23 protein-coding genes and 1 pseudogene are annotated in these 25192 nt (G+C 57.1%); 10 read left to right on the forward strand and 14 right to left on the reverse strand.

Going from position 1 to position 25192, the window contains the following annotated elements; all coding sequences use genetic code 11:
* Window positions 1–29: 29 nt before the first annotated feature.
* The 4 genes from EnteroDNA1_RS19440 to EnteroDNA1_RS19455 all read right to left on the reverse strand — a co-directional run bounded on the left by EnteroDNA1_RS19440 (window position 30) and on the right by EnteroDNA1_RS19455 (window position 4772).
* Window positions 30–2645: a filamentous hemagglutinin N-terminal domain-containing protein gene (locus EnteroDNA1_RS19440; RefSeq protein ID WP_069303772.1), complete on the reverse strand. Its 2616-nt coding sequence runs from the start codon at window positions 2643–2645 to the stop codon at window positions 30–32.
* A gap of 404 nt (window positions 2646–3049) precedes the next feature.
* Entirely contained in the window at window positions 3050–3703 is a 654-nt protein-coding gene (nfsB, locus tag EnteroDNA1_RS19445) for an oxygen-insensitive NAD(P)H nitroreductase (protein ID WP_024906901.1), read from the reverse strand.
* Between the two features lie 120 nt (window positions 3704–3823).
* On the reverse strand, window positions 3824–4192 hold the full coding sequence (locus EnteroDNA1_RS19450) for an MmcQ/YjbR family DNA-binding protein (protein WP_064673593.1): 369 nt from the start codon (window positions 4190–4192) through the stop codon (window positions 3824–3826).
* On the reverse strand, window positions 4182–4772 hold the full coding sequence (locus tag EnteroDNA1_RS19455; protein ID WP_039264021.1) for a TetR/AcrR family transcriptional regulator: 591 nt from the start codon (window positions 4770–4772) through the stop codon (window positions 4182–4184). Before EnteroDNA1_RS19455 ends, EnteroDNA1_RS19450 begins: the two co-directional genes overlap by 11 nt.
* A 190-nt stretch (window positions 4773–4962) precedes the next feature.
* Between EnteroDNA1_RS19455 and EnteroDNA1_RS19460 the strand changes: the two genes are divergently transcribed.
* Together EnteroDNA1_RS19460 and EnteroDNA1_RS19465 are read left to right on the forward strand one after the other, a co-directional pair.
* Window positions 4963–6066 carry an MBL fold metallo-hydrolase gene (locus EnteroDNA1_RS19460; protein WP_069303773.1) on the forward strand — a complete coding sequence of 368 codons (1104 nt, stop codon included), beginning with the start codon at window positions 4963–4965 and terminating at the stop codon, window positions 6064–6066.
* Between the two features lie 32 nt (window positions 6067–6098).
* Window positions 6099–6440, forward strand: a complete 342-nt coding sequence (locus EnteroDNA1_RS19465; protein WP_029741711.1) for a RamA family antibiotic efflux transcriptional regulator — start codon at window positions 6099–6101, stop codon at window positions 6438–6440.
* Window positions 6441–6522: 82 nt separating this feature from the next.
* Here the strand turns inward: EnteroDNA1_RS19465 and EnteroDNA1_RS19470 are convergent, their stop codons facing one another.
* Window positions 6523–6771, reverse strand: coding sequence for a DUF1158 domain-containing protein (locus EnteroDNA1_RS19470; protein WP_013097677.1), 249 nt, complete (start codon window positions 6769–6771; stop codon window positions 6523–6525).
* A gap of 478 nt (window positions 6772–7249) precedes the next feature.
* On the opposite strand from EnteroDNA1_RS19470, the gene EnteroDNA1_RS19475 reads away from it, so the two are divergent.
* The 3 genes from EnteroDNA1_RS19475 to EnteroDNA1_RS19485 all read left to right on the forward strand — a co-directional run bounded on the left by EnteroDNA1_RS19475 (window position 7250) and on the right by EnteroDNA1_RS19485 (window position 14347).
* On the forward strand, window positions 7250–9958 hold the full coding sequence (locus EnteroDNA1_RS19475; RefSeq protein ID WP_069303774.1) for a cation-transporting P-type ATPase: 2709 nt from the start codon (window positions 7250–7252) through the stop codon (window positions 9956–9958).
* Between the two features lie 159 nt (window positions 9959–10117).
* Window positions 10118–11182, forward strand: coding sequence for an efflux RND transporter periplasmic adaptor subunit (locus EnteroDNA1_RS19480; RefSeq protein ID WP_069303775.1), 1065 nt, complete (start codon window positions 10118–10120; stop codon window positions 11180–11182).
* Between the two features lie 9 nt (window positions 11183–11191).
* Window positions 11192–14347: an efflux RND transporter permease subunit gene (locus EnteroDNA1_RS19485; RefSeq protein ID WP_069303776.1), complete on the forward strand. Its 3156-nt coding sequence runs from the start codon at window positions 11192–11194 to the stop codon at window positions 14345–14347.
* Here the strand turns inward: EnteroDNA1_RS19485 and EnteroDNA1_RS19490 are convergent.
* Window positions 14277–15398 (reverse strand): YbdK family carboxylate-amine ligase, encoded by a 1122-nt coding sequence (locus tag EnteroDNA1_RS19490; RefSeq protein WP_069303777.1) that lies wholly within the window; start codon window positions 15396–15398, stop codon window positions 14277–14279. The genes EnteroDNA1_RS19485 and EnteroDNA1_RS19490 overlap by 71 nt on opposite strands.
* A gap of 105 nt (window positions 15399–15503) precedes the next feature.
* Between EnteroDNA1_RS19490 and EnteroDNA1_RS19495 the strand changes: the two genes are divergently transcribed.
* Window positions 15504–16394: an oxidoreductase gene (locus tag EnteroDNA1_RS19495; RefSeq protein WP_069303778.1), complete on the forward strand. Its 891-nt coding sequence runs from the start codon at window positions 15504–15506 to the stop codon at window positions 16392–16394.
* Here EnteroDNA1_RS19495 and EnteroDNA1_RS19500 read toward each other — a convergent pair.
* Complete coding sequence (locus EnteroDNA1_RS19500; protein WP_069303779.1) at window positions 16391–17185, reverse strand: AraC family transcriptional regulator; 795 nt, start codon at window positions 17183–17185, stop codon at window positions 16391–16393. The genes EnteroDNA1_RS19495 and EnteroDNA1_RS19500 overlap by 4 nt on opposite strands.
* Before the next feature lie 76 nt (window positions 17186–17261).
* Here EnteroDNA1_RS19500 and EnteroDNA1_RS19505 point away from each other — a divergent pair, with 76 nt between their 5' ends.
* Genes EnteroDNA1_RS19505 through EnteroDNA1_RS19515 form a run of 3 tightly spaced genes read left to right on the forward strand, consistent with a single transcriptional unit; the run spans window position 17262 to window position 20312 of the window.
* Entirely contained in the window at window positions 17262–19244 is a 1983-nt protein-coding gene (locus tag EnteroDNA1_RS19505) for an FUSC family protein (protein ID WP_069303780.1), read from the forward strand.
* A complete protein-coding gene (locus tag EnteroDNA1_RS19510) occupies window positions 19237–19452 on the forward strand; it encodes a DUF1656 domain-containing protein (protein WP_048976666.1) in 216 nt (71 codons plus the stop codon). Before EnteroDNA1_RS19505 ends, EnteroDNA1_RS19510 begins: the two co-directional genes overlap by 8 nt.
* Window positions 19449–20312: an efflux RND transporter periplasmic adaptor subunit gene (locus EnteroDNA1_RS19515; protein ID WP_069303781.1), complete on the forward strand. Its 864-nt coding sequence runs from the start codon at window positions 19449–19451 to the stop codon at window positions 20310–20312. The genes EnteroDNA1_RS19510 and EnteroDNA1_RS19515 overlap by 4 nt, the downstream gene beginning before the upstream one ends.
* 16 nt (window positions 20313–20328) lie before the next feature.
* On the opposite strand, the gene EnteroDNA1_RS19520 is transcribed toward EnteroDNA1_RS19515, so the two are convergent.
* From EnteroDNA1_RS19520 to EnteroDNA1_RS19545, 6 genes and pseudogenes are all read right to left on the reverse strand, one after another.
* The gene (locus EnteroDNA1_RS19520) at window positions 20329–20754 is read right to left on the reverse strand and encodes a VOC family protein (protein WP_039264037.1); all 426 of its coding nucleotides are present in this window, start codon (window positions 20752–20754) and stop codon (window positions 20329–20331) included.
* Window position 20755: 1 nt separating this feature from the next.
* Complete coding sequence (locus EnteroDNA1_RS19525) at window positions 20756–21349, reverse strand: hypothetical protein (RefSeq protein ID WP_069303782.1); 594 nt, start codon at window positions 21347–21349, stop codon at window positions 20756–20758.
* Window positions 21350–21460: 111 nt separating this feature from the next.
* On the reverse strand, window positions 21461–21871 hold the full coding sequence (locus tag EnteroDNA1_RS19530) for an Imm63 family immunity protein (protein ID WP_069303948.1): 411 nt from the start codon (window positions 21869–21871) through the stop codon (window positions 21461–21463).
* 69 nt (window positions 21872–21940) lie between these two features.
* Entirely contained in the window at window positions 21941–22360 is a 420-nt protein-coding gene (locus EnteroDNA1_RS19535; RefSeq protein ID WP_064673605.1) for a helix-turn-helix domain-containing protein, read from the reverse strand.
* A pseudogene (locus EnteroDNA1_RS22500) lies at window positions 22357–22667 on the reverse strand (type II toxin-antitoxin system HigB family toxin). The gene EnteroDNA1_RS19535 and the pseudogene EnteroDNA1_RS22500 overlap by 4 nt, the downstream one beginning before the upstream one ends.
* Before the next feature lie 190 nt (window positions 22668–22857).
* Window positions 22858–23757 carry a LysR family transcriptional regulator gene (locus EnteroDNA1_RS19545; RefSeq protein ID WP_064673606.1) on the reverse strand — a complete coding sequence of 300 codons (900 nt, stop codon included), beginning with the start codon at window positions 23755–23757 and terminating at the stop codon, window positions 22858–22860.
* A 128-nt stretch (window positions 23758–23885) separates the two neighbouring features.
* Here EnteroDNA1_RS19545 and EnteroDNA1_RS19550 point away from each other — a divergent pair, with 128 nt between their 5' ends.
* The gene (locus tag EnteroDNA1_RS19550; protein WP_033144864.1) at window positions 23886–24458 is read left to right on the forward strand and encodes a flavin reductase family protein; all 573 of its coding nucleotides are present in this window, start codon (window positions 23886–23888) and stop codon (window positions 24456–24458) included.
* A gap of 170 nt (window positions 24459–24628) precedes the next feature.
* Here EnteroDNA1_RS19550 and EnteroDNA1_RS19555 read toward each other — a convergent pair whose 3' ends face one another.
* Window positions 24629–25084 (reverse strand): hypothetical protein, encoded by a 456-nt coding sequence (locus EnteroDNA1_RS19555; protein ID WP_064673607.1) that lies wholly within the window; start codon window positions 25082–25084, stop codon window positions 24629–24631.
* Window positions 25085–25192: the final 108 nt, after the last annotated feature.

The raw sequence follows: 25192 nt of genomic DNA on the forward strand, positions 1-25192 counted from the left end.
GGAATGGGGCTTTGGTTTACATCAAATGATTACGCGGTATAAATGGAGTAACCGCCAGGGTAATAAACGATATCCTGAATGACATACCCGTAATACAGATCGCCCGGATAATAGACAACGCCGTTTTCCCAAACGCCATTACCTTCAGGTGTCCCGTTTGGCTTAACAGTGGTATTTCCACTATTATCCGCTGTGGTATCTGAATCTGGTTTGGTATTGTTGTCATCAGCAGTGTTATTGTTATTACCGTTGTCTTGATTTGCTGCACCGGTCTCGTTAATTACGCCCATGTTATTAACATAACCTGTGGTGGAAACGCGATCGCCGGTAATATTACCGCTGGCTTCGTTGTTAATACCGCTGGCAGTATTCAGCGTAATATCACTTGCACTGGTGATGTTACCGCTGTTGGTCAGGTAGTTGCTGACCAGGGTAATACCGTTATCAGCAGACAGCGTACCGCCGTTAATGAGGTTGACACGGTCCATCTGTGCGTTGAGTTTATTACCCGCAGTCATCGTGCCGTAGTTATAGGCGGTACTCTGAGACCAGCCGTAGCTGCCCATTACGTCGAGATTAATGTCATGCGCCGCGCGGATGTCACCGCTGTTGTCCAGATTGTTCATGACAAACAGCATGGCATCAGAACCGGCAGCAATCTGGCTGCCTGCATCGGTCATCAGATAAGAGGCGGTAATGTTGATGTTATGGTCTGCGACGAGCGTACCGTTACCCCGGTTTTCCAGGCTAGTGGTGTTCAGGTTGATGTCATTCTTGCTGGCGATCGAGCCGCTGTTGGACAGGTCTGCCAGCTGAAGATCCAGCTGATTAGCGGTGATGTCGCCGCTGTTGTCGAACTGGCTGCTGTTCATCTGCAGCGCCAGGCGACCGCCAGCCGCGATGGAACCGCTGTTCTGCGCCGGGCCGCCATAGCTATTCCAGCCATTAGAACCGATGGTTAACATCATATCCTGACCCGCCTTGAGGGTTCCGGCGTTCTGGAACGTACCGGTCACGGTCATGTCGATATTGCCGCCTGCTTCCATCTTACTGGCAAGGTCAGAATAGTAAGACGTGCCGTACATAAAGAGGTCTTTTTCGGCTGCGATGGTGCCGGACATATTATCCAGCGCGCCATTGATTGAAACAGAGCCGTCGCTGTGGATTGAACCATTGCGGTTAGAGAGCATGTTGTTGCCGCTCACCTGAAGCTGGCTGTCAGACCCCAGAGACTGAATCACACCGTTATCGTTATTCAGCATGGAGGCGTTGATCATGTTCCAGCCGTTCCCGGCGGAAATAAGACCGTTGTCGTTCGTCAGCGTGTCGACATTGACGCTCATCGCACCGTTGGTTTCTACGCGGCCAGCGGAGTTGTTCAGGCTGGCAGCATCTACGTTGAGGGCATCTTTAGCAACAATGCGGCCATGGGTATTATTCACGCCCTGCGCGTTGTAATTCCAGGAGGCGCGGCCGATCGTCAAATCGCCATTGCTGAGAATTTCACCGTCGCGGTTGTCCAGCGAGTCAGCGGTAATAAAGGTATTCTGGCTGCCCTGAATGGAACCATGGCTGTTAACGGTATTTTTGCCGGAAACATTCACCATCGCGGCTTTAATGACGCCGTTAGTGTTGTCCAGGGTGTTGTCTGCGGTAACGGACACCATACCCTCAGAGGTAATCTGACCGTTATGGTTCAGGACATCACTTCCCATTACGGTAGCTGCATTTTTACCGCTGATATGTCCCCCGTTGTTTTCGACCACACCCTCAACGTTGATTGACAGCGTGTCGGATGCCGTCAGGTCAGCACGATCGATATGCACGCCAACGCCGGCGTCAGTGCCTTCCATATAGATTTTATTCGCGTACATGGAGCCCAGCGCAGACACATCCAGCGCTACGTCAGGGGCATTGCTGCTGTCATACTTCTTCTGCACGCGACCATATTTATCGATGTGGTTGTTACCCGTGACGATATTCAGTTCGTTAGCCTGAACTTTCGCATTGACCTTCACTGAACGGGCAATAATGTCGGTGTACTGCGTAGAGCGGGTATCCATCCCTTTACCGGTGATGGTCACCTGGCCTTTGCTCACATCCAGACCGCTAACATTACCCTTGTTATCATAGGTGGCTGTACCGGTGGTCAGCGTAGCGTGGTTGGTATTGATAAAGCCGCAACCGTCACAGGTGATGCCTGATGGGTTGGCGATAATCACCTGTGCGGACTGGCCTGCCACTTCGACCATGCCGTTCAGCTGGCTCGGATCGGATGAACGTACTTCGTTCAGGATCACCTTAGCGCTGCCGCCGGCCATATTAGCGTTGCCATTGATCTGGCCTGCTAATTGGGTGTTGGTTGCCGTGCCGCTGTTATTCAGGATCACGCCGTTGCTGTCGACGTTAAATTCGGAATAAACGTTATGGGAAACCCCACCTGCGCTCGCCTTGTTGATATCAACAATGGTAGCGCCACTTGCATCCGTATGAATGGCCGGTTTATCGGTATTACCTGCCACGATGGCAGCCTGAGCTGGCATGATCATGCCCAGTGCAAGCATGGTCGCAAAACAGGTCGGCGCCAGTTTAGCGTGTAATACCTTTGTATTAGGCTGAGTGCTCACTGCACTTTTATTTTTCATATATCTATCCTTGTAATTCCTTGAAAAAGTGTTTCCATTTCTTTTAATGCGAAATGGGTGCATATAAAAACATGCAAAACCCCGATTCCAAAAATGGACATGTAACAATTCATACAAAATGCGCATTAATTAATGCGGCACCAGGAGGGAATAATTAACGTGAATGTGACAAAAAATAAATGGATATATTTTTGAGGGTTATTGATTGGAGTGCTGAGAGGCTGTAACTGGTTGATATCACATAAAAGAACGTAATTATTAATTATAAAATTGTATGCGAAATTTCCGATATAAGTATTTCTATGCTGTTACAAATAATTTGCCTGCTAACGGATGCATCTATACACAACGGGAGTATGCGGTATTGAAAACAGGCACGCCGGAACCCAGCGTGCCAGAGAAGATCAGCACTCAGTGACAATCGTGCTCAGCGGCAGGCGAGACTTCGGCAGCGTGGCGTTAAAATCTTCCACGCTGTGGTGCCCAACCGGTACTACCACAAGGCTGGTAAAGCCTTTCTCTTTCAGGCCAAACTCTTCGTCGAGAATAGCGGCGTCGAAACCTTCAATTGGTACCGCGTCCAGACCCATCGCGCCCACGCCGAGCAGGAAGTTGCCGACGTTCAGGTAAACCTGCTTCGCCATCCACTGGTCGTCATCTTTCAGATCCACGCGGTGCATGTCGGCGAAGTAGGTGCGGCCCTTATGGTTTGCGGCTTTGGCTTCCGGCGTGTTGAAACGGCCATCGGCCTCTTCCTGATCCACAACGCGCTCCAGCCAGGCGTCATCCATCGCGGTTTTCGCGCAAAACACCACCACGTGGGAAGCATCCAGCATTTTGCGTTCGTTGAATACATAGGTGCCCGCAGCGGATTTCGCCACGCGCGCTTTTCCTTCCTCGGTGCTGGCTACAATGAAGTGCCACGGCTGGGAGTTGGTGCTGGACGGGCTGTACTGCAGCAGGGTTTTGATTTTTTCCGCTTCTTCCGCGGTCAGTTTTTTGCTTGCGTCGAACGCCTTGGTAGAGTGGCGTTTCAGGGCGACAGAAATGATATCCATAACAACTCCTGGTGATGAAATTCGCCCGCTCGCGGGCGCGAAAGGAAAGCAGATTACAGCGGGACGCGGAAAAAGATAAGTGCAATTCGAGCGCTTAATCTGTTCGTCTCAGACGAACAATCAGACCGGACGGATCCACTTCTGGTCTTTTTTCGGCAGCTTATCCACCACCAGATTCCAGGAATCACGGATGAGGTCGGTAACCAGTTCCGGCGTCACGTCGTCGGTGCCGTAAAGGGAAATCCAGTGCTTTTTACTCAGATGGTAGCCTGGCTCGATCCCGCGATAGATCTGCTGATTTAACAGCGATTTCTCCGGGTCTGACTTCAGGCTGACGTGCGGTCGCCCGTGCGCGACCGCGGCGATCATGAAAATCTTTCCGCCCACTTTAAACACGTCAAACTCCGGCCCAAACGGCCAGCAGTGTTCGGTGAAGGGCAACTCAAGGGCCACGCGCATTGCGTGCTCCTGCAAGGATTTACTGTCCATCGCTCTCTTCCTGGGCCAGCCCGCGCCACATCACTTCAAAACCGAGCGCTTTAAAATCAACGGCGCGGGAAGGGTCGCGAGTGGCAAATTCCATCGTGGATTCGGCCAGCGATAAGAAAAGCGCATCGCCAAAGGTTTTAAATTCATCTGACATAAACACCTGACGCACCGAGCGGCGGCACAGTTCATGGAGTTCCGGGAACATCTCTTTCACCGCCTGTTCCGTTTCGGCGCTCAACTTTTCACTGACGCCAATCTGGCGGATAGCCGCATGAGAAACGGGGTTACGAATACCCCAGTCCACGTAGCTGTTCCAGATATTGCGGGTATGTTCTTTGGGCAGCGTGATGGTGCGATCGAGGTTTGCCAGCATGGCCTGGCAGAGATCCTGCTTCAGGTGCAGATAGAGGGCATTCAGCAGATCGTCTTTAGTGGGAAAGTAGCGAAACAGGGTCCCTTCGGCGACGCCCGCGTTACGGGCGATTAACGACGTTGAGGCGGCAATACCTGACTGTGCAAACGCCACCGTTGCGGCTTCCAGTAAGGCCTGTTTTTTATCTTCACTCTTCGGACGTGCCACTAAATTTTTCCCCCTGCCAATTATAAAAACCCTGATTGAAACACGTGCTTTGACACGCTGCAACGCGGAATGTCAAAGATCGAAAACGTCTTGACGACTTTATCATCATATCTATAATGAGTGCTTACTCACTCATAATCAAGTTTACCCCGCGCAAACTATCGGATGGGGCGCGTTTTCGGGTCTGGATATGAAAAAACCTCTCTTCATCTGCGTGGTGTTAATCATGATTATTGCTTCAGCTGCGAGTTTACCGTTTGTTCTGAATGCCGGATTCGGCCAGCCGCCGCAGGGTGAGCAGCTCACTGAAGTGGAGGCCTCTCCCCAGTATCGCGACGGGAAATTCCACAATACGCTGCCGACGCCGGGCTATAACGGCGACAAAAACATGCTGGTCGCGACGTGGGATTTTCTGACCAAAAAAACCGAAAACGCGCGCCCGGCCCAGCCGCTGCCGCTGGTGAAAACCGATCTTGCGAGCCTGCCGCTGGAGCAGGACACCCTGGTGTGGCTCGGCCACTCCTCGTGGTACCTGCAGCTCGCGGGCAAACGCATCCTGATTGACCCGGTGCTCGGCAACTATGCCGCGCCGTTCTCGTTTCTGAATAAAGCCTTTGCCGGGGAATATCCGTGGCGCGCTGAAAGCATGCCGGAAATCGACCTGCTGATTATCTCGCACGATCACTACGATCATCTGGATTACGCCACCATCCGGGCGCTACTGCCGAAGGTGAAGCGCGTGGTGACGCCGCTGGGCGTGGGATCCCATCTGCGCTACTGGGGGATGAAGCCTGAGATTATTGACGAACGCGACTGGAACCAGTCGGTACGCATCAGCGATGAACTGACGGTGCATGTTCTGCCGGCGCGTCACTTCTCCGGGCGCGGCATCAAGCGCGATCGAACCCTGTGGGGCAGCTTTATGTTCGTCACGCCAGATCGGAAGGTTTATTACAGCGGGGATTCCGGCTACGGCCCGCACTTTAAGGCCATCGGCGAGCAGTTTGATGGCGTGGATGTTGCCATCATGGAAAACGGCCAGTACGACCAGGACTGGAAGTACATCCACATGCTGCCGGAGGAAACGGCGCAGGCCTCGGTGGATCTGAACGCGAAAGCCGTAGTGCCCGGGCATAACGGACGCTTCGTGCTGGCGAAACATACGTGGAACGATCCGCTGATCCAGCTGGCTAAAGCCAGCAAGGATAAAAACTATCGGCTACTGACACCGGCGCTGGGCGAGCCCGTCCGGGTGAATGACGCCACGCAAACCTTTCGCGCGTGGTGGGAATAATGTTTAAGCGAGAAGCAGAGGGGGACAGCAGCATGACCATTTCCGCTCAAGTCATCGACACTATCGTCGAATGGATCGACGACAATCTGCACCAGCCATTACGTATAGAAGAGATTGCCCGCCACGCGGGCTACTCGAAGTGGCACCTGCAGCGGTTGTTTATGCAGTACAAAGGGGAGAGCCTGGGGCGTTATATCCGTGAGCGCAAGCTGCTGCTGGCGGCGCGCGATCTGCGTGAATCCGACGCTCGGGTGTACGACATCTGCCTGCGTTACGGGTTTGACTCGCAGCAGACGTTTACCCGTATCTTCACCCGCACGTTCAACCAGCCGCCTGGTGCGTACCGCAAGGAGAACCACAGTCAGGCGCACTGAGCTGTTTTCCGCCCTGGCGGGTCACAAAAATTGCCATCACAGGCCGGGTAAGGCGAAGTCGCCACCCGGCTTTTTTATTGGCTTACGACGCCAGTGAAAACCAGCGGCGCCAGACGAAACGCAGCACGAAGAATTCGATGGCACCCAGCAGTAAAAACCACACGCAGAACAGAATGGTGTAAAGCTGGTTCAGATCGACCATGTGAAAGGTCTGAACCAGCTTCTGCGCCAGCACCAGACCCAGCGATGGCGCGGGCAACAGCAGGCAGGAGAGCAGGGCCAGCAATAAAATGCCGCCTGCCGTAAGCAGCGATTCTAACGGGTGTTTCATCGTAATGTTAATCGTCAGTTAAAAATGTCATTGTCCGGCATCCTGTAACGTAAAGCAATATCAGCGACTAAGACGTTATTGAATAAAAACCAAGATATTATTTGGGGAATAAATAACAAAATACGACCCGGCATTTATATTAATATCGCGTTATGTAAATAAATGTCTTTGTCAGGAAAATAATTTTACAAATGTATAAGTGCTATAACCAATTAACGTGGCAATAACAATGGCCGCGATAACGTATAACACCAGTCGGCGTCCGCGATAAATACCCCACATGGTTCCCCCTCGTTTAGTGTTGGTTTAGAAATATTTTGTAAAAATCAGGCCATCGAAATAGTTTTAATCAGTTTTGAATAACCGAGAAGTCATTATATTGCGGTAGATCAATTTTACCCGCAAGACTTAAAAATGAATTTATTTAGCCAGAAAGGAATTCAGGCTTCTGTTCACCGGATATTGAAGGAAAAATACGATGACCGAAAAAAAATTGTCCCCAAACGTGCCGCCTTCCGGCGGGCTGGCATACCAGCAGACCGTAGAGCAGGTGCTTACCCACACGCAGAGCCAGGCCAGCGGCCTGGATCGTGCAGAGGCGCAGGCGCGTCTGCAAAAAACAGGGCCGAACGCGCTGCCGGAGAAAAAAGGTAAACCCGCCTGGCTGCGTTTCCTGGCCCATTTTAATGATGTGCTGATTTATGTCCTGCTGGCCGCCGCCGTATTAACGGCAGTAATGGGCCACTGGGTTGATACGCTGGTTATTCTGGGCGTGGCGGTAATCAATGCTTTAATTGGGCATATTCAGGAAAGCAACGCGGAAAAATCCCTGAAGAGTATTCGCAATATGCTCTCCAGCGAGGCGCGCGTTATTCGTAACGGCAATCACGAAACTCTACCCACAACTGAAATAGTCCCGGGCGATATTATTGTATTACGCGCGGGGGATCGTATTCCGGCGGATATGCGTTTAATCGAAGCGCATAATTTACGCGTGGAAGAGGCGATTCTGACCGGTGAATCCACCGTGGTGGATAAACATATTAATCCGCTGAGCGGCGAACTGCCGCTGGGCGATCGCACCAATATGGTCTTCTCCGGGACGACCGTAAGCGCGGGCGGCGGCGTCGGCGTGGTCACCGCGACCGGTAAGGATACGGAACTCGGCCACATCAACCAGATGATGGCGGGTATCGAAAAGCACCGCACGCCGCTGCTGGTTCAGATGGACAAGCTGGGTAAAGCGATCTTCGCGATTATTCTGGCGATGATGGCCGCGCTGTTTGTCTTCAGCCTGGTGTTCCGCGAGATCCCGATGGGCGAGCTGCTGCTCTCCCTGATTAGCCTGGCGGTGGCCTCCGTGCCGGAAGGTCTGCCGGCGATTATCTCCATCATCCTCTCGCTGGGCGTGCAGGCGATGGCGCGCAAGCGGGCGATTATCCGCAAGCTGCCGACGGTGGAAACGCTCGGCGCGATGACCGTGGTCTGTTCGGATAAAACCGGCACCCTGACCATGAACGAGATGACGGTTAAAGCCATTATCACCGCTGACGCCTGCTACCGCGTGGACGGCAACAGCTACGAGCCGGTGGGCAACATCTACCTGGAAGGCAGCGACGAGCCGGTCCACATCCAGCCGGGCACCGTGCTGGAACAGTACCTGCGCACCATCGACCTGTGTAACGACAGCCAGCTGATTCAGGACGAGCGCGGCCTGTGGGGCATCACCGGTGGGCCGACCGAGGGCGCGCTGAAGGTGCTGGCGGCGAAGGCCAGCCTTGAGCCGGTCATGACCACGCTGGTTAACAAAATCCCGTTCGACTCGCAGTACAAGTACATGAGCACCCACTACCAGATTGGCGGTGAGGAGCAGATCCTGATCACCGGCGCGCCGGACGTCATTTTCGCCCTGTGCGCGCAGCAGCAGACCCGCAACGGTGCGGAAGCCTTCAACCGCGCGTACTGGGAAAGCGAGATGGAGCGCTATGCGCGTCAGGGGCTGCGCATGGTCGCCGCGGCGTTTAAGCCAGCGAACGGCGAGCAGGAACTGACCCATGACGACCTGAGCCACGGCCTGATCTTCCTCGGCATCGCCGGAATGATGGATCCGCCGCGTCCGGAAGCCATTGATGCGATTAACGCCTGCCAGCAGGCGGGGATCCGCGTGAAGATGATCACCGGGGATCACCCGCAGACGGCGATGAGCATCGGCCAGATGCTGGGGATCGCCAACAGCGAGCAGGCGGTCACCGGCTACGAGCTGGAGAAAATGGACGACGCCGCGCTGGCGGAAGCGGCGGTGAAGTATGACATCTTCGCCCGTACCAGCCCGGAGCATAAGCTGCGCCTGGTGAAAGCGCTGCAGGACAAGGGTGAAATCGTCGGCATGACCGGCGACGGCGTGAACGATGCCCCGGCGCTGCGTCAGGCTGACGTCGGCATCGCGATGGGCATTAAGGGCACGGAAGTGACCAAAGAGGCGGCGGACATGGTCCTGACGGACGATAACTTCGCCACCATCGCCAGCGCGGTGAAAGAGGGGCGTCGCGTTTACGACAACCTGAAGAAGACGATCCTGTTCATCATGCCGACCAACCTCGCGCAGGGGCTGCTGATTGTGATTGCGCTGCTGGCGGGGAACATCATTCCGCTGACGCCGGTGCTGATTCTGTGGATGAACATGGCCACCTCCGCCACGCTCTCCTTCGGCCTGGCCTTCGAAGCCGCCGAGCGCAACATCATGCGTCGTCCGCCGCGTCAGACCGGGCAGCACGTGATGGACGCCTACGCCGTGTGGCGCGTGGCCTTCGTCGGCACCATGATTGCCATCGCCGCCTTTGCGCTGGAAGCCTGGCTGGCCCCGCGCGGCCACAGCGCGGAGTTCATCCGCACCGTGCTGCTGCAGATGCTGGTCTGCGCCCAGTGGGTGTACATGATTAACTGCCGCAACACCGAAGGGTTCTCCCTGAACCGCGGCCTGCTGGCGAACAAAGGGATCTGGCTGGTGACGGGCGTGCTGTTCCTGCTCCAGGCGGCGATTATCTACCTGCCGTTGATGCAGATGCTGTTCGGCACCGAAGCGCTGCCGCTGCGCTACTGGTTTGTGACCCTGGCGGTAGCGGGCGTGATGTTCTTCGTCGTCGAAATCGAGAAGCGACTGACCCGCAGGTTCCGTAAGGCTGCATAACCAAAACCTTACCCCTCACCCTATCCCTCTCCCCTAAGGGGAGAGGGGACCGCCCGGTTTTCTCCCTCTGCTCTGAGGTGAAGGGGCTGCTCGGTTTTCTCCCTCGCCCCTTTGGGGAGAGGGCCGGGGTGAGGGGAGAAACAACGCTGAGGTACTCCCATGAAACTCCCACTCCTGTTCGCGCTCCTCGCCTGCACCCTGCAACCCGCATTCGCTGCCGCCATCCCCGTTCGCGTCGCCACCGTGGAGCAGACCGCCCACGCCGCCGAGCGCCAGATCCCGGGCCGCATCGAAGCCATCCACACCGTTGAGCTGCGCGCGCGTACCGAAGGCGCGATCGCCAAAATCCACTTCCGCGACGGGCAGTACGTGAAAAAAGGCGACCTGCTGTTCGAACTGGACGACGCCGAGCCGCGCGCCGCCCTGCGTCTGGCGCAGGCTGAGGTGAGAAGCGCCGAAGCCACGCTGCGCCAGGCGCAGCAGCAGCTGTCCCGCTTTGAAAGCCTGGGCAGCAGCAACGCCATTAGCCGTCACGACGTGGACAACGCCCGCATGCAGCGCGACGTCGCCAGCGCGGCGCTGGAGCAGGCCAAAGCCCGTCTCGAAACCCGTAATGTCACCCTGAACTACACCCGCATCACCTCGCCGATTGACGGTCGCGTGGGGCACAGCCGGTTCCACGTCGGCAGCCTGGTCAACCCTGCCAGCGGCGTGCTGGTGGAGGTGGTGCAGCTCGATCCCATCCGCATCGCCTTTGCGCTGGAAGAGGGCGCGTTTGCCACCAAAGCCGGACAGCATGCGGATATCAGCGCCATGAAGCAGGCCTGGCAGACGTTCATTGACAGCAACGGCCAGCGCGTCAGCGGCGAGCTGACGTCCGTGGACAACCGCATCGATCCGCGCACCGCCAGCGTGATGCTGCGCGCCGAGTTTGCCAACCCGCGCCATCAGCTGCTGCCCGGCGGCAGCGTGAACGTGACGCTGCGCCCGGCCAGCGAGCAGCCGGCTCTGACCCTGCCCGCCGCGGCGGTCCAGCAGAACGGCGACGGGTTCTTTGCCTGGGTGGTTAACGCCGACGGCAAAGCCGAAATGCGCCCGCTGAAGGTCGCCGGACAGATCGGCCAGCAGTTCCGGATTACCTCCGGCGTGAAGCCCGGTGAGCGAGCGATTACTGACGGCGCGCAGCGCGTGCAGCGCGGCGCGGCCGTCCAGATACTGAATTAAGGAGCCATCATGCTGACGTTTTTCATCAAACGCCCGCGCTTCGCGATGGTGATTGCGCTTGTCATCACCCTGCTGGGGGCCATTGCGCTGAGGATTATCCCGGTGGAGCAGTACCCGCAGATCGCGCCGCCGGTGGTGAATGTGTCTGCCAGCTGGCCGGGCGCCAGCTCGGCTGACGTGGCGGAGGCTATCGCCACGCCGCTGGAGACCCAGCTGAACGGCGTGGATCACATGCTCTACATGGAGTCCACCAGCTCGGACGAAGGCTCGTATAGCCTGAACATCACCTTCGCGGCGGGCACCGATCCGGACCTCGCCGCCATCGACGTGCAGAACCGCGTCTCGCAGGCCGTGGCGCAGCTCCCGACCGAAGCGCAGCAAAACGGCGTGCAGGTGCGCAAGCGCGCCACCAACCTGATGATGGGGGTAAGTCTTTACTCACCGAACAACACCCATACGCCGCTGTTCGTCAGCAACTACGCCAGCACCCAGGTGCGCGAGGCGCTCTCGCGCCTGCCGGGCGTCGGGCAGGTGCAGATGTTTGGCGCGCGCGACTACAGCATGCGCATCTGGCTGCGTCCGGACCGCATGAACGCCCTGAACGTCACCACCGACGACGTGGCGCAGGCGCTGCGCGAGCAGAACGTGCAGGGGGCGGCAGGCCAGGTCGGTACGCCGCCGGTGTTTAACGGCCAGCAGCAGACCCTGACCATCAACGGCCTGGGGCGCTTAAGCCAGGCCGAAGACTTTGCCGACATCATCATCCGCGCGGGCGAGATGGGGCAGCTGGTGCGCCTGAAGGACGTCGCCACCATCGAGCTCGGCTCGCGCAGCTACAGCTCCGGCGCGCAGCTGAACGGGCACGACTCCGCCTACCTCGGCATCTACCCGACGCCGTCCGCCAACGCCCTGCGCGTGGCCGACGCGGTGCGCGCGGAGCTGGAACGCCTCTCCACGCGCTTCCCGGACGATCTGGTCTACGAGGTGAAATTCGACACCACCTCCTTTGTGGCCGCCACCATTAAAGAGATCGGCGTCTCGCTGGCGCTGACGATGCTGGCGGTGGTGGTCGTGGTGTCCCTGTTCCTGCAAAGCTGGCGCGCGACGCTGATTGTCGCGCTCGCCATTCCGGTATCGCTGGTGGGCACCTTCGCGGTGCTCTACACGCTCGGCTACTCCGCCAACACGCTCAGCCTGTTCGCCATTATTCTGGCGCTGACCATGGTGGTGGATGACGCCATCGTGGTGGTGGAGAGCGTCGAAACGCTGATGGCGGAAGGGCAGAGCCGCACGGCGGCGACCGCGCTGGCGCTGCGCCAGATCGCCGGGCCGGTCATTGCAACGACGCTGGTGCTGCTGGCGGTGTTTGTGCCGGTGGCGCTGCTGCCGGGGATTGTCGGCGAGCTGTACCGCCAGTTTGCGGTGACGCTCTCGACGGCCGTCACGCTCTCAAGCCTCGTGGCGCTGACCCTGACGCCCGCCCTGTACGCGATGCTGCTGCGCCCGCGCCCGGCAAAGCCCGCGGCGATTTTCCGTGGGTTCAACCGGGGGCTGGAGGCCACGCGTGGCGTCTACACCCGCATCGTGACCATCTTCAACCTTCGCCCGTGGCTGGCGCTGCTGGCCACCGCAGGCGCGGCGGCCGTGGTGGCGTTCAGCTTTACGTCGATGCCAAAAGGCTTCCTGCCGCAGGAGGATCAGGGCTACTTCTTTGCCAGCGTCCAGCTGCCGGAGGCGGCCTCTCTGGAGCGCACCGAAGCGGTGATGACCACGGCACGCGAACTCATCGCAAAAAATCCGGCGGTGGAGGACGTGATTCAGGTCTCCGGATTTAACATTCTCAACGGCACCAGCGCCTCCAACGGCGGGTTTATCTCCATCATGCTCAAGGACTGGAGCGAGCGCCCGCCGCTGGACGAGGTGATGGGTACCCTGCAGCGCCAGCTGCTGGCCCTGCCGGAAGCGACCATCATGACCTTCGCCCCGCCGACGCTGCCGGGGCTGGGCAACGCCTCCGGCTTCGACCTGCGCATCCAGGCGCAGGCGGGGCAGAGCCCGGCGGAGCTGGAGCGCGTGACGCGCGAGGTGCTGGCCAAAGCCAACCAGCACCCGCAGCTGAGCCGCGTGTTCACCACCTGGAGCAGCAACGTGCCGCAGCTGACGCTGACCGTTGACCGCGAGCGCGCCGCGCGCCTCGACGTGCCGGTGTCGCGCATCTTCAGCAGCCTGCAAACCGCCTTTGGCGGCACGCGCGCCGGGGATTTCAGCGTCAACAACCGCGTCTACCACGTGGTGATGCAGAATGAGATGCAGTGGCGCGAGCGCGCCGGGCAAATCAGCGAGCTGTTCGTGCGCAGCAACAGCGGCGAGCGGGTGCGCCTGAGCAACCTCGTCACCATTACGCCGAGCGTCGGCGCGCCGTTCCTGCAGCAGTACAACCAGTTCCCGTCCGTGTCGGTGAGCGGCTCGGCGGCGGAAGGGGTGAGCAGCAGCACCGCGATGGCGGCGATGGGCGAGCTTCTGGCGCAGAATCTGCCTGCCGGGTACGACTACGCCTGGAGCGGCATGTCGTATCAGGAGCAGCAGACCGGCAACCAGGCGATGTGGATCGTGCTGGCGGCGGTAGTGATGGCGTGGCTGTTCCTCGTCGCCCAGTACGAGAGCTGGACGCTCCCGGCGAGCGTGATGCTCTCGGTGCTGTTCGCCATCGGCGGGGCGCTGGTCTGGCTGTGGCTGGCGGGCTATGCCAACGACGTGTACGTGCAGATAGGTCTGGTGCTATTGATAGCCCTCGCCGCCAAGAACGCAATTCTTATCGTGGAGTTCGCCCGCGCGCGGCGCATGGACGGGATGGCGATTGTCGATGCCGCAAGAGAAGGGGCCTCGCGCCGCTTCCGCGCGGTGATGATGACCGCCGTGTCGTTCATTATCGGCGTCCTGCCGATGATGCTGGCGACCGGGGCGGGTGCCCAGAGCCGCCGGATCATCGGCACCACGGTGTTCAGCGGCATGCTGGTAGCGACCGTGGTGGGGATTGTGTTTATCCCCGCGCTGTTCGTGCTGTTCCAGCGCCTGCGCGAGTGGGGCCACGGTCTTACGGACTCGTCGCCCACAGCTCGCAGTGCTTCTGAACCAGAGAAATCAGCGAGCCGCCGTCGGCGATAAACTCCCGCATGCGCTGCGCCTCGCTCTTGCCCTGCTTTAACAGCAGGGCAATTTCATTGATTGCGCTCGTCGCGCCAAGCTTCTCGGCCGACGGCGCAACCTGCTCCAGCAGCCACGCAATGTCTTCCGACACGGTTTTGTGCTCGCCGGTGTGCACGTCCGTCAATATTCCCTCCAGCCCGTAGCGACAGGCCTGAAAACGGTTAAAGCGGTACAGCAGAAAATCTTTTTCCTGATGCTTATAGGGCCGCGCGGTCAGCAGCCAGTGCGACGTCGCCTGAATAAGCCCGGCGATGTTAATCGCGTGGCCGAGCGTCAGCGGCGTATCCATCACCCGCACCTCAACGGTGCCGAAATGCGGGCTGGGGCGAATATCCCAGTGCAGATCCTTAATGCTGTCGATCATGCTGGTCGAACTCAGGCGGCGGAACAGCCCCTCGAACTCCTGCCAACTGTTGACCCACGGCATCTGGCCGTTATCCGGAAATCCCGAGAAGATGTTGAGACGCGACGAGGAGAACTTCGTGTCCGTGCCCTGCATGTACGGCGAGGCCGCCGCCAGGGCGATAAAGTGCGGCACGAATCGCGACAGGCCGTGCAGCAGGTAAATCGCGTCGTCCCCGGTCCGGCAGCCGACGTGCACGTGCTGGCCGAACACCGTCGCCTGCAAAATCAGGTAGCCAAAGCGCTCCAGCGTGACGTTATAGCGCTCGTCGTCGCACACCTCCTGCCGCTGCCACTTCTGGAACGGGTGAGTCCCGCCGCCGCAGATCTGGATATGCTGCTCCGCCGCCGCGCGCAGGATGCTCTGCTGCATCACCGAGAACTGCGCCGCCGCCTGGTCGATGTTCTGGCATACGCCGGTGGCGATTTCGAGCATGCTTTCGGTGATATCGTGTTTGACCTCGCCGCCTTTGATGTCGTCTTTGACGGCGGCGATGAGCGCGGAGGAGTCCTGGCTCAGATCGTAGCCCGGCGGGTTAACCACCTGCAGTTCGAGTTCGATGCCGAGGGTGAAAGGTTCAGAGGACTTAAAATCGGGTAAAGGCATGGCGCACTCCGTTGTCTGTTGTGTGTTGAGTATAGACAACGGGTGTGGCGCGCTCGTCTCAGGGTGGTATAACTGTTAGCAGGCTTAGCAAAAGGGGAGTGATTCATGTCTGACTATCCAACCATTGCGCTGATTGGACCGGGTGCAATTGGGACCACCATTGCCGCGGTGCTGCATGACGCGGGCCGCACGCCGCTGCTGTGCGGACGCACCGCGCACGCGGAATTACGCCTGCGCCACGACGAGGGGGAAACCGTGGTGCCCGGTCCGGTATTAACCGATCCGGCCGTCATCACGCGCCCCGTCGATCTCGTTTTTGTGGCGGTAAAAACGACGCAAAATGCCGACAGCGCCGGGTGGCTGCGCGCGCTGTGCGATGAAAACACCGTGGTCTGCGCCCTGCAAAACGGCGTGGAGCAAAAAGCCCAGCTTGAGCCGTGGGTTAACGGCGCGACGGTGCTGCCGTCGGTGGTCTGGTTCCCGGCCCAGCGCGAGCCGGATGCCTCCGTCTGGCTGCGCGCCAAACCGCGCCTGACCCTGCCGGACGTGCCGCAGGCGCAGCGGGTGGTGGAGGCGCTTCGCGGTACGCGCTGCGCGGTTGAGCTCTCGACAGATTTCGCCTCCGTCGCCTGGCGCAAGCTGCTGCAAAACGCGGTCGCCGGGCTGATGGTGCTTTCTAACCGCCGCGCCGGGATGTTCAGGCGCGAAGATATCAGCGAGCTTGCGCTGGCCTACCTGCGCGAGGGGCTTACCGTCGCCCGCGCCGAAGGGGCGAAGCTGGACGATGACGTGGCGCAGGAGATCCTGGCAAACTTTCAGCGTGCGCCTGAAGACCTGGGCACCTCGATCCTGGCCGACCGTCAGGCCGATCGCCCGATGGAGTGGGATATCCGCAACGGCGTGATCCAGCGCTACGGCCGCAAGCACGGGATTGCGGTGCCCATCAGCGACGTGGTGGTGCCGCTGCTGGCGGCGGGGAGCGAGGGGCCGGGCTAACGGTCGCTGTTTTTCCGTTCGGCAAAGTAGTGGGCGGGCGTGCTGCCCATCGCTTTTCTGAACATGGTGATAAACGCATTCACCGATTCATACCCGAGCGTTGCCGCCACGTTCTGGACGGGCACGCCGCTGGCCAGCTCCCGCAGGGCAATAATCAAATGCAGCTGCTGCCGCCAGCGCCCGAAGCTCAGCCCGGTTTCGCGCTGCATCAGGCGGGCAAACGATCGCTCGCTGAGGGCGAGCCGTTTCGCCCAGTCCTTCAGGGTGCTTCTGTCCTCAGGACGGCTGACCAGCGCGTCCGCCATGGCGCGAATTTTCGGATCGGTTGAGACCGGCAGGCTTAGCTTCTGCTGCGGCATGCTGGCGAGCTCGTCAAGCGTGACCCGGGTCAATCTGGCGACGTGGCCGTCGGGGGGATAATCCACGCCTTCGCGCGTCAGACGATCGACCAGCTCCTTAATCAGCGGCGAGATCGCCAGCGTGCAGCATCTCTCCGGCAGCGCCGCCGCGCCGGGCTCAATAAACAGATAGTTAAGATGCGCGTTCCAGGTCGCCCTGGCGCTGTGCGGGATCCCGCCGGGGATCCAGACGGCGCAGTCCGGCGGCACGATCCAGATATCATTCTCCGCGTAACAGCTGACCGCGCCGTATCGGGCAATAATCAGCTGGCCCTTGCGGTGGGTATGCAGCGGCACTTCCGCGGCGTAGTCCACGAAGTCCAGATGACGCGCCACCGCCGGGCTGGCGGTAGAGTCGGGGTCATACAGCGTTGTAGCGGGTTGAGGCTTCACGATTCTGGCAACATTTAGGTATTTTTTGACAGAATAGAGTATTTAAGCGGGTCTGCAAGCCGGTAATAATCCCGGCATGAAAAACATTTTCTCTCATCCCGTGCGTCTCCCCGCCGCGCTGCGAAACGATGCGGGCGCGCTGATCTACTCTGCGAAGAGTTTTGCCGCGGCGATGCTGGCTTATTATATTGCGCTGTCGATCGGCCTCGAACGCCCCTCGTGGGCCATTATTACGGTTTACATCGTGTCACAGACGTCGGTCGGCGCATCGCTGAGCAGAAGCCTCTACCGGCTGGCCGGCACCGTGGCGGGTGCCAGCGCGACCGTTGTGATTGTACCTGCCTTCGCAAATACGCCAGTCCTGTGCAGCGTGGTGCTGACGGGCTGGATCGTATTCTGCCTGTGGCTCTCCCTGCTGGAACGCACGCCCCGGGCTTACGCGTTTGTGCTGGCGGGCTACACCGCGAGCCTGATTGGTTTTCCTGCGGTGTCCGATCCCGGCGGCATCTTTAACGTCGCCATTGTCCGCGTGCAGGAGATCTCGATTGGGATTTTCTGCGCGGCGCTGATCCACCGCTACGTGCTGCCCGCGCGCGTATCGGGCCAGTTCAACGCTAAATTATCCCAGACGCTACAGGCCGCGCGCGGGCGGGTGGCGGACACCCTATCAGGCAAACCCGACGCGGCTTCCGGCCCCCTGCATCTGGCTCTGGCGCTGCAGTTCCTGCAGGGCATCAGCCACCATATTCCGTACGATTTTGCCCTTTCAGCCCCGGTGCGGCAGGCCAGAAAAGCGATCCACGACCGGCTGGCGCGGCTGGTTATCGTCAACTGTGAACTTCACGATCGCCTGCCAGCGAGCGGAACCCTGCCCGCCGACGTGCAGGCGTTGATGGGCGACGTTCAGGCCTGGCTTGCCGCTGAAGGCGCTGATGCCGGCAGTACGGCAGAGTCGCTGCGGCTCCGCTGTACGCTTCTCATCGATCGGTATGCCGCGCAGGCGCAGACGTTTGACGACGCGCTGCAGGTCAGTTTTATCCGCTACCTCTCGGAGGCGATCGCGCTTCTGCAGCAGTGCGAACGTCTTTCCGGGGCCATCCACCGTGCAAAACCCGTGTTTGGTGAGGTGCAAACCCGCGCGGCGAAAGGCTACGTTTTCCACCGCGATCCTCTTACTGCCGCCCGCACGGCGCTGGGGGCTTTCGGCATCATCCTGAGCGGCTGTCTGGTCTGGATCTTCTCAGCGTGGGCGGATGGCGGTACGGCGGTTTCGATACTCGGCGTCTGCTGCACGCTGTTTGGCAGCTTCGACACCCCGGCACCGCATATCGTGAAATACATCATTGGCTCATTCTGGGGCGTGGTCATTAGCCTGTTCTACAGCTTTGCGCTGCTGCCGCTGGTGAGCGATTTCCCGGTGCTGGTGGCGGTGCTTGCCCCGGCGTATCTGCTGGCCGGGTCGCTTCAGGCGCGCCCGCCCACCACGTTTATGGCGATGGGCATCACCCTGACGCTGCCCATTCTGTGCGAGCTGGGGGCGCACTACAGCGGAGACTTCGCCGTTGCGGCCAACACCGCCATCGCGCTCTTTGCCGCCACCGGCTTTGCCGTCGTCAGCATGAGCCTGCTGCAAACCGTGCAGGCGGACGGCGCCATCGCGCGTCTGCTGAACCTCTGCCAGCGCGACATTCGCCGCAGCGTGAAGGGCACGCTGCGGGTTGATGAAACGCACTGGATCAACCTGATGATGGACCGAACCGCCCTGTTGCTGCCGCGCCTGCCGCGCAGCGCGCGCGCGCCGGAGCAGGCGCTCGATCGGCTGTTGCACGCGCTGCGTCTGGGGCTGGCGGTCATGCATTTACGCCGCAGTGACGCACCGCCCGGCAGGGAGGTTGACGCACTTTTTCATCGGATAAACGCCGGGGACCGCCACGCCTTACGCGAACGCATCGCTGCCCTTATCGCGCGCCATCTGCCTGCGGCAGATGAACACGCGCGCCAGTTGGTCTTCAGGCTGGTGGATCTGCACTGTGCATTACGGGGGCCAGACCATGGTTAACGATCTCAATATCGGCGGCGTTTTTATTCCGGGGCTGCTGATGGTCGCCCTCGCGGCGCTGGTCTGCACGCTGGGCCTCGTCGCGCTTTTCTCGCTCAGCAGGCTCTACCGGCGCTTACCGTTTCGCCCGCTGATGGATGTTTCAACCTGGATTGTCACCTTTTTCCTGCTGATGCAGGGTCTGATCGCGTTGGGGTTATTGTCATGAAATCACTGCTCTCTTTACTGGCTCGCTATGCGCTGACGTTGAGCGCGGCCGCGGCGGCCACGCTTCTGGCCTTTATGATGTGGAAACACTACGCGCAAACGCCGTGGACCCGCGACGGCCGCGTGCGGGCGGACGTGGTGCAGATTGCGCCGGACGTCTCCGGGCCGGTCATCAGCGTGGCCGTGCGGGACAATCAGTGGGTGAACCGGGGCGATGTGCTTTACACCATCGATCCGCGCTGGCTTAAGCTGGCGGTGGTCAGCGCGCAGGCGGACGTCGAGTCGAAACGCCATGAGATGCTGATGCGCCAGGACGCGGCCCACCGACGCACGCTGATTAAAAACGCCATCTCGAGCGAGGATTTACAGCAAACCGGCAGCGCGGCGAACGTCGCGGCGGCCAATTATCACGGCGCGCTGGCCGCGCTGGATCTGGCAGAGCTGAATCTGGCGCACGCCACCGTGCGCGCGCCGGTCTCGGGGTACGTCACGCACCTGCGGCTTCGCCCCGGAGACTACGCGACGGCGGGGGAGACGAAGGTCGCCATTGTTGATGCCCACAGCTTCTGGGTGGTGGGGTACTTTGAGGAGACCAAGCTGCGCCATATTCGCGTCGGGGATGCCGCGCAGGTGGTGCTGATGGGTTACGAGCCTGTCATCACGGGCCATGTGGAGAGCATCGGGCATGGGATCGGGGACAGCAACGATGAGGCGGGCGGGCTGGGCCTGCCCGACGTCGAGCCCACCTTTAGCTGGGTGCGCCTGGCGCAGCGCGTGCCGGTGCGCATTCATATCGACAGGTTGCCGGAGGGGGTTGAGCTGGTGGCGGGGCTGTCGGCGAGCGTGGCGGTGGGGCGGTAGATAAGGATTGAAGCGACTATTCCTTTTCTACAAACTTATCGGCTTCAGGAGAGTAATGCTGATAAACGCATGCGAGCTTATGCCCGTCAGGATCGCGCAGATAGGCAACATAAAAGTCGGGGCCGTACGCGCTTCGCGTACCAGGCTCGCCTTCATCCGTTCCTCCCGCAAGGAGGCCAGCTGCATGGAACCGTCTGACAAGATCCGCGTTATCTGCACTGAATGCGAACATTGTCCCGTTTCCCGCCGTCGCGGGCTGCTGGTCAAAAGGAGGACAAAGACAGAAGCTGAAGCCCTCGCCGGGATTATTTTCATCTCCCCACATTGCCCAGCTTTCAGTCCATGCCGGCAGACGTGAATAGCCCAGAACGTTAAAAACTGCGTCATAAAAATTCACGGAGCGCTGAAAGTTGTTTGTACCTATTGTGATATAAGCCAGCATCTTATGACTCCCGTCCTTCAATATTCGATTTAACAGCCTTCAGCGTCCTTTTACGGATCCAGCCGCTTCCCGCCCGTATTATCAGCCAGTAAGCCGACATTTTTAGTCGAGTGCGTCTGTCCGGACAATAGATGAATGTTTCCGTAGAGAGCTCATGTTTGCCGGGCGCCAGCTCCGTTACCTTGTAGCGCAGCAACAGTTTCGCGCTGCCCGGCTCGGCTGGGGTCTGAAAAACACTGGCATCCGGCACGTTTTCCAGACCGAAATCGGTACGCCAGAATTGCCCTCTTAAGCCATAGCAGAGCTCAGATGCAGAGTTCTTCAAAAGGGTAAAACTGTGCAAACCAAAGTTGCCGATCGACTGTGGCTTCTGGTTGCGCAGAAATTTTTGCGGTATTTGACGCAATGACATTAACCGCCGAATCACGGCATCTTGCCGGACGTCAAAGCTGGCAATCATTGGCAGAATATTTTCAGGGCGGCTAGTGTGAATGACCGTCAGGTGTTTTTCATGAAACTGGAACTGGGGGAGAAAAGCGGGAACATCTTTCCACTGAGCAAGCGCTTTGCGGGTAACGAATCCAGGGTTTAGCATCTCTCTTCCTTGTCATCCCTTGCGTCCTGCCAGAGTAACAGAGGGTGTGTCGCAGGCAATTACCAGGAAAAGAGAGGGCAACAGGGAAGTAAATGTAACGAGCCGGTTGGGTTAACCACGTTCGCTTCTTTGCGAATGGAGGAGCTCAGTGATTTCTTTGCGCTTTCTTGTTGCCCATTCAGGTTTGATAGAGAGCATTAAACTGTATTGCCTTCTGAAATAAACCTCTCTAAATTCTCGTTCAGATGAATGGCTTGCTGCATAGGTTGAGGCCAGCCCCGCCACGGCACTCTCCACAAACCAATACAGAATTTCATCGTCACTGAGCGTTACTTTTCGCTGTATTTCAAGGCCTCTTTCACTGACGATAAAATGATATTCTTTGCCATGAATTTCAAGATAGGGAGTTGCAGCCCCATCGGGTTGGTCAGGGATAAAGAAGTAATGGTTTGGCCTTGTGCCTCCCCCTAGTTGCTCACCTATTTTTAGAAGCTCGTTTCGTAGTTCTTCAATTGTTTTCATAAATAGCTCTTTGTTCTTGTATGTAAACGACGCATTATCGCGGATTGGGTACAAAGCGCCTGCTCTCGATCACTTCCCCACAAATGCAATCACCGGCAAATTAAAACGCTTCGCCAGCGCACGCATATGATCCAGCGTTAACGTGCGCTGTCCATTAAGGATTCGACTCACCAGAGACTTCTTGCCAATTTCGTTCTCGAAGTCGCTCTGAGTGAGTTGGTATTGATCCATCAGCGTTCGCAATAACGCAACGCCTGACGGAATGCGGGCAACACGCGCGTTAAATTCCGCAAACTCCGGAGACTCGTTTTCGTACTTATCGATTTTGGTGGTGAGCATCTCTACCAGCGGGCTATCGGGTTCATGTTCGACCAGATACTCCACCAACGCCAGCGCATCCTCGTAATCATGCCGCGACGGGCTTGAGCCCAGGAAAGGGAGCGCGTTTGTCAGATCGTTTGCCGCTTTGATGGCTGCTGCATAATTCATTCTTTCGTTCTCCGGTAGAGGTCCGTGAGCTTGTCATATTCTGCGTGTGTGCTGATGTGTTTGATGAAAATCTTTCCTCGCTCAAAATCAGCAAAAAACATCACTCTTAAATGCCCGCCACCCACATCAATGACCCACCATTTCTCCCGGTACTTCATCCTGTCCAGGCTGGGGAAGCGTTTTCGCATATCGTCCGGTGACGGGTAGTGTTCCTCTTTAGTACTCGGTAAAGATCGTCCAGGGCTTGTGCTTGATTAGGAAATTGTCTGGTAGTCGCGTCGAAAGGCGCTCTTGAGACTACGTGCATCCTTGCCCCGTGTTTCCATATTGGAAATATAATAGGTGATAGTTGGTGGGTTGATAATATGGAAAAAGTGATGGAGTACAGTTTTCAAATGCTCGTGCTGACGGCGGTCATTTAATGAGTGTGAACACTGTATGAGGTGACTGTGAAAAAAATGTCCGCTTTGTGCCAGAAGCGGACGTGGAGGAGAATGTTAATTTGATTCGAAATATTTGCGTAATATCTTTTCTAATAGCGAGAAAACGACCGTCACCCTTTTTGGAGTAATCAGCTGGTAAGGCCGGTATAAATAAAATTGCCATTTCTCCTGTCGCAATTCTGGCAGTGGGGGAACAAGTTGGCCGCTTGCTAAGTACTCTCTACAGATAAAGTCGCTTGACTGTACAACCGTTTTACCGGCCAATGCGGCCTGAATTTCGGCATATGGATCTGTAGTATAAAATTCAATATGACGAGGGACAAAAGTATTTACTGCGTCACTCATAAACTCAAATGATTTTCCCGTCTCAGGATTAATTAAACCACTAAATGGATAACGCTGTCGAAGATCTTCTAAATCAGTAGGTGCCCCCAGGCGCGCAATGAGTTCAGGGGATGCGACTAAAATATGTTCAACTTGCCCAATATTTTTAATGATAAAGTTTGGATTAGGTTCTCGCCCTACGCGTATACCTATATCGATACGATGCTCGATAGTATCAAGTTTCATCATATCTAAACGCCAGTCGATAAATAACTCAGGATAGGGACGTAGTGCAGTCAATAGTTCATACAAGATTTGTTCATGATTTGGAAGTCGAAGTAATGTGATACGAACAATGCCCTTCATTTCATTATCATCTTTTGCCGTCTGAAATAGTTTTTCTGAATCCTCCAGCAGTCGCTTCGCTTGGGGTAAAAATAGTTCGCCGAAACTGGTGAGAAAGATCGAACGCGTATTGCGTTTGAATAGAGGTTCACCAAGTTGTTTCTCCAACTCAGCGACTGTTCGGCTTACTACTGATGGTGAAACCGACAGCTTGATTGCTGCTTCGCGGAAGTTCAAGGTCTCAGAGGCGATGATGAAAAATTTTAGAGCATCAAGTTTGTTCATGATTGTTGTGAAATTTGCATTAATATATTTTGATAATAGCAATTAATTTGCAACTATTCCAGTCATATAATCGAACAATAATATAAGTAACCTGTCTTACTTTTTATCAGAAATCAAAAGAGTAAATTATGTCAATTCAACCAGTAGAGTTAAACAAAGCCTATCGGCTATTACAGATCGGGCCAACGACGATGATATCGGCTAAAAATGATGGCATTGAAAATGTCATGGCAGCGGCTTGGGTGGGATTAGTAGGCAATAACAAAGTGATGGCTTTTATAGGTCCACAGGCATTTACTCGCGGGCTTGTAGAAAAAAGCGGATATTACGTTGTACAGATCCCAGTAGTAAATCAGATGGATATGGTCTTATATGCTGGAGGCAACAGTTATTCCGACACACCCGATAAAAACAGTAAAATTCCACTATTTTATCAAAAAGAGTTTGATCTGCCTTTAGTTGAAGGTTGCGCTGGCTGGTTAGTATGTAAGGTCATACCTAATGAAGAAAATGAAAAGCAGCACAACTTGTTTATGGGGGAAATTGTCGGAGCATGGAGTGATGACCGCGTTTTCAGAAATGGGCACTGGATTTTTGATGATGCGCCAGATGAATTACGTACTGTCCATTACGTAGCTGGCGGACAGTTTTACGCCATTGGTAAAGGTACAAAATTCAATTATGGCCCGGGAAAAGACTAATCCTTACTTCTGTATAAATGTAGCCATATAACATTGCTATATAGTGGTAGTAGCATAAAAAAACAACTTACTTAAGATGTCCGCTCCTCGCTTTTAGCAGACATTCAACGTTAGCGTAAGGTCGAAATCCTGCTTCTAACCAGCAGGATTCCGGCCACCTATCACCCACCTCAATGTGCCGAAATATAAGGCTCCTTTACAAATTCCGCCAGCAACCAGACCATATCATGCAGCAGCCCGGTGAGTTCTTTCGCCACGCTCGCAGGCAACGTTCCGCCCATAACCGCCAGCGTTAACGCTACGGCATAATCCACCTGCAGCGTCGTCTCCTGCCAGCAGTCCGGTACACACGAGGTTATCTTTTCACCCGCAATCAACTGTTCAACTAGGTACGGCGGAAGTTCCGAGTCACAGCACTCCCGCAGTCGCTTAAGCGCAACCAGCAATCTCTTACAGAGCGTGGCAAATGTCACCGCGTCGTCAGTTTCCACCAGCACGCTGACATACGCAGTGCAGGCATCGGCCAGTTCGAAGAGATCCGCAGAATCGGAAATTGAAGTGTTGATGAGGTGATGAACTGCGCTTTCCTCAGAAAGCGCGTAAGAAAATCCAGGGGTAGTCGCCATTTAGCATCCTCTTTGTCCAAAAAAACGTCATGTTATGCTAACGGGTTCCTACGCCCGGTTACGGATGTGCCGCAACGCAGGCACTTTACGGCGGCGAAAAAGGGAAGG

This window comes from Enterobacter sp. HK169 (assembly GCF_001719105.1).
Classification (GTDB): Bacteria; Pseudomonadota; Gammaproteobacteria; order Enterobacterales; family Enterobacteriaceae; genus Enterobacter; species Enterobacter asburiae_B.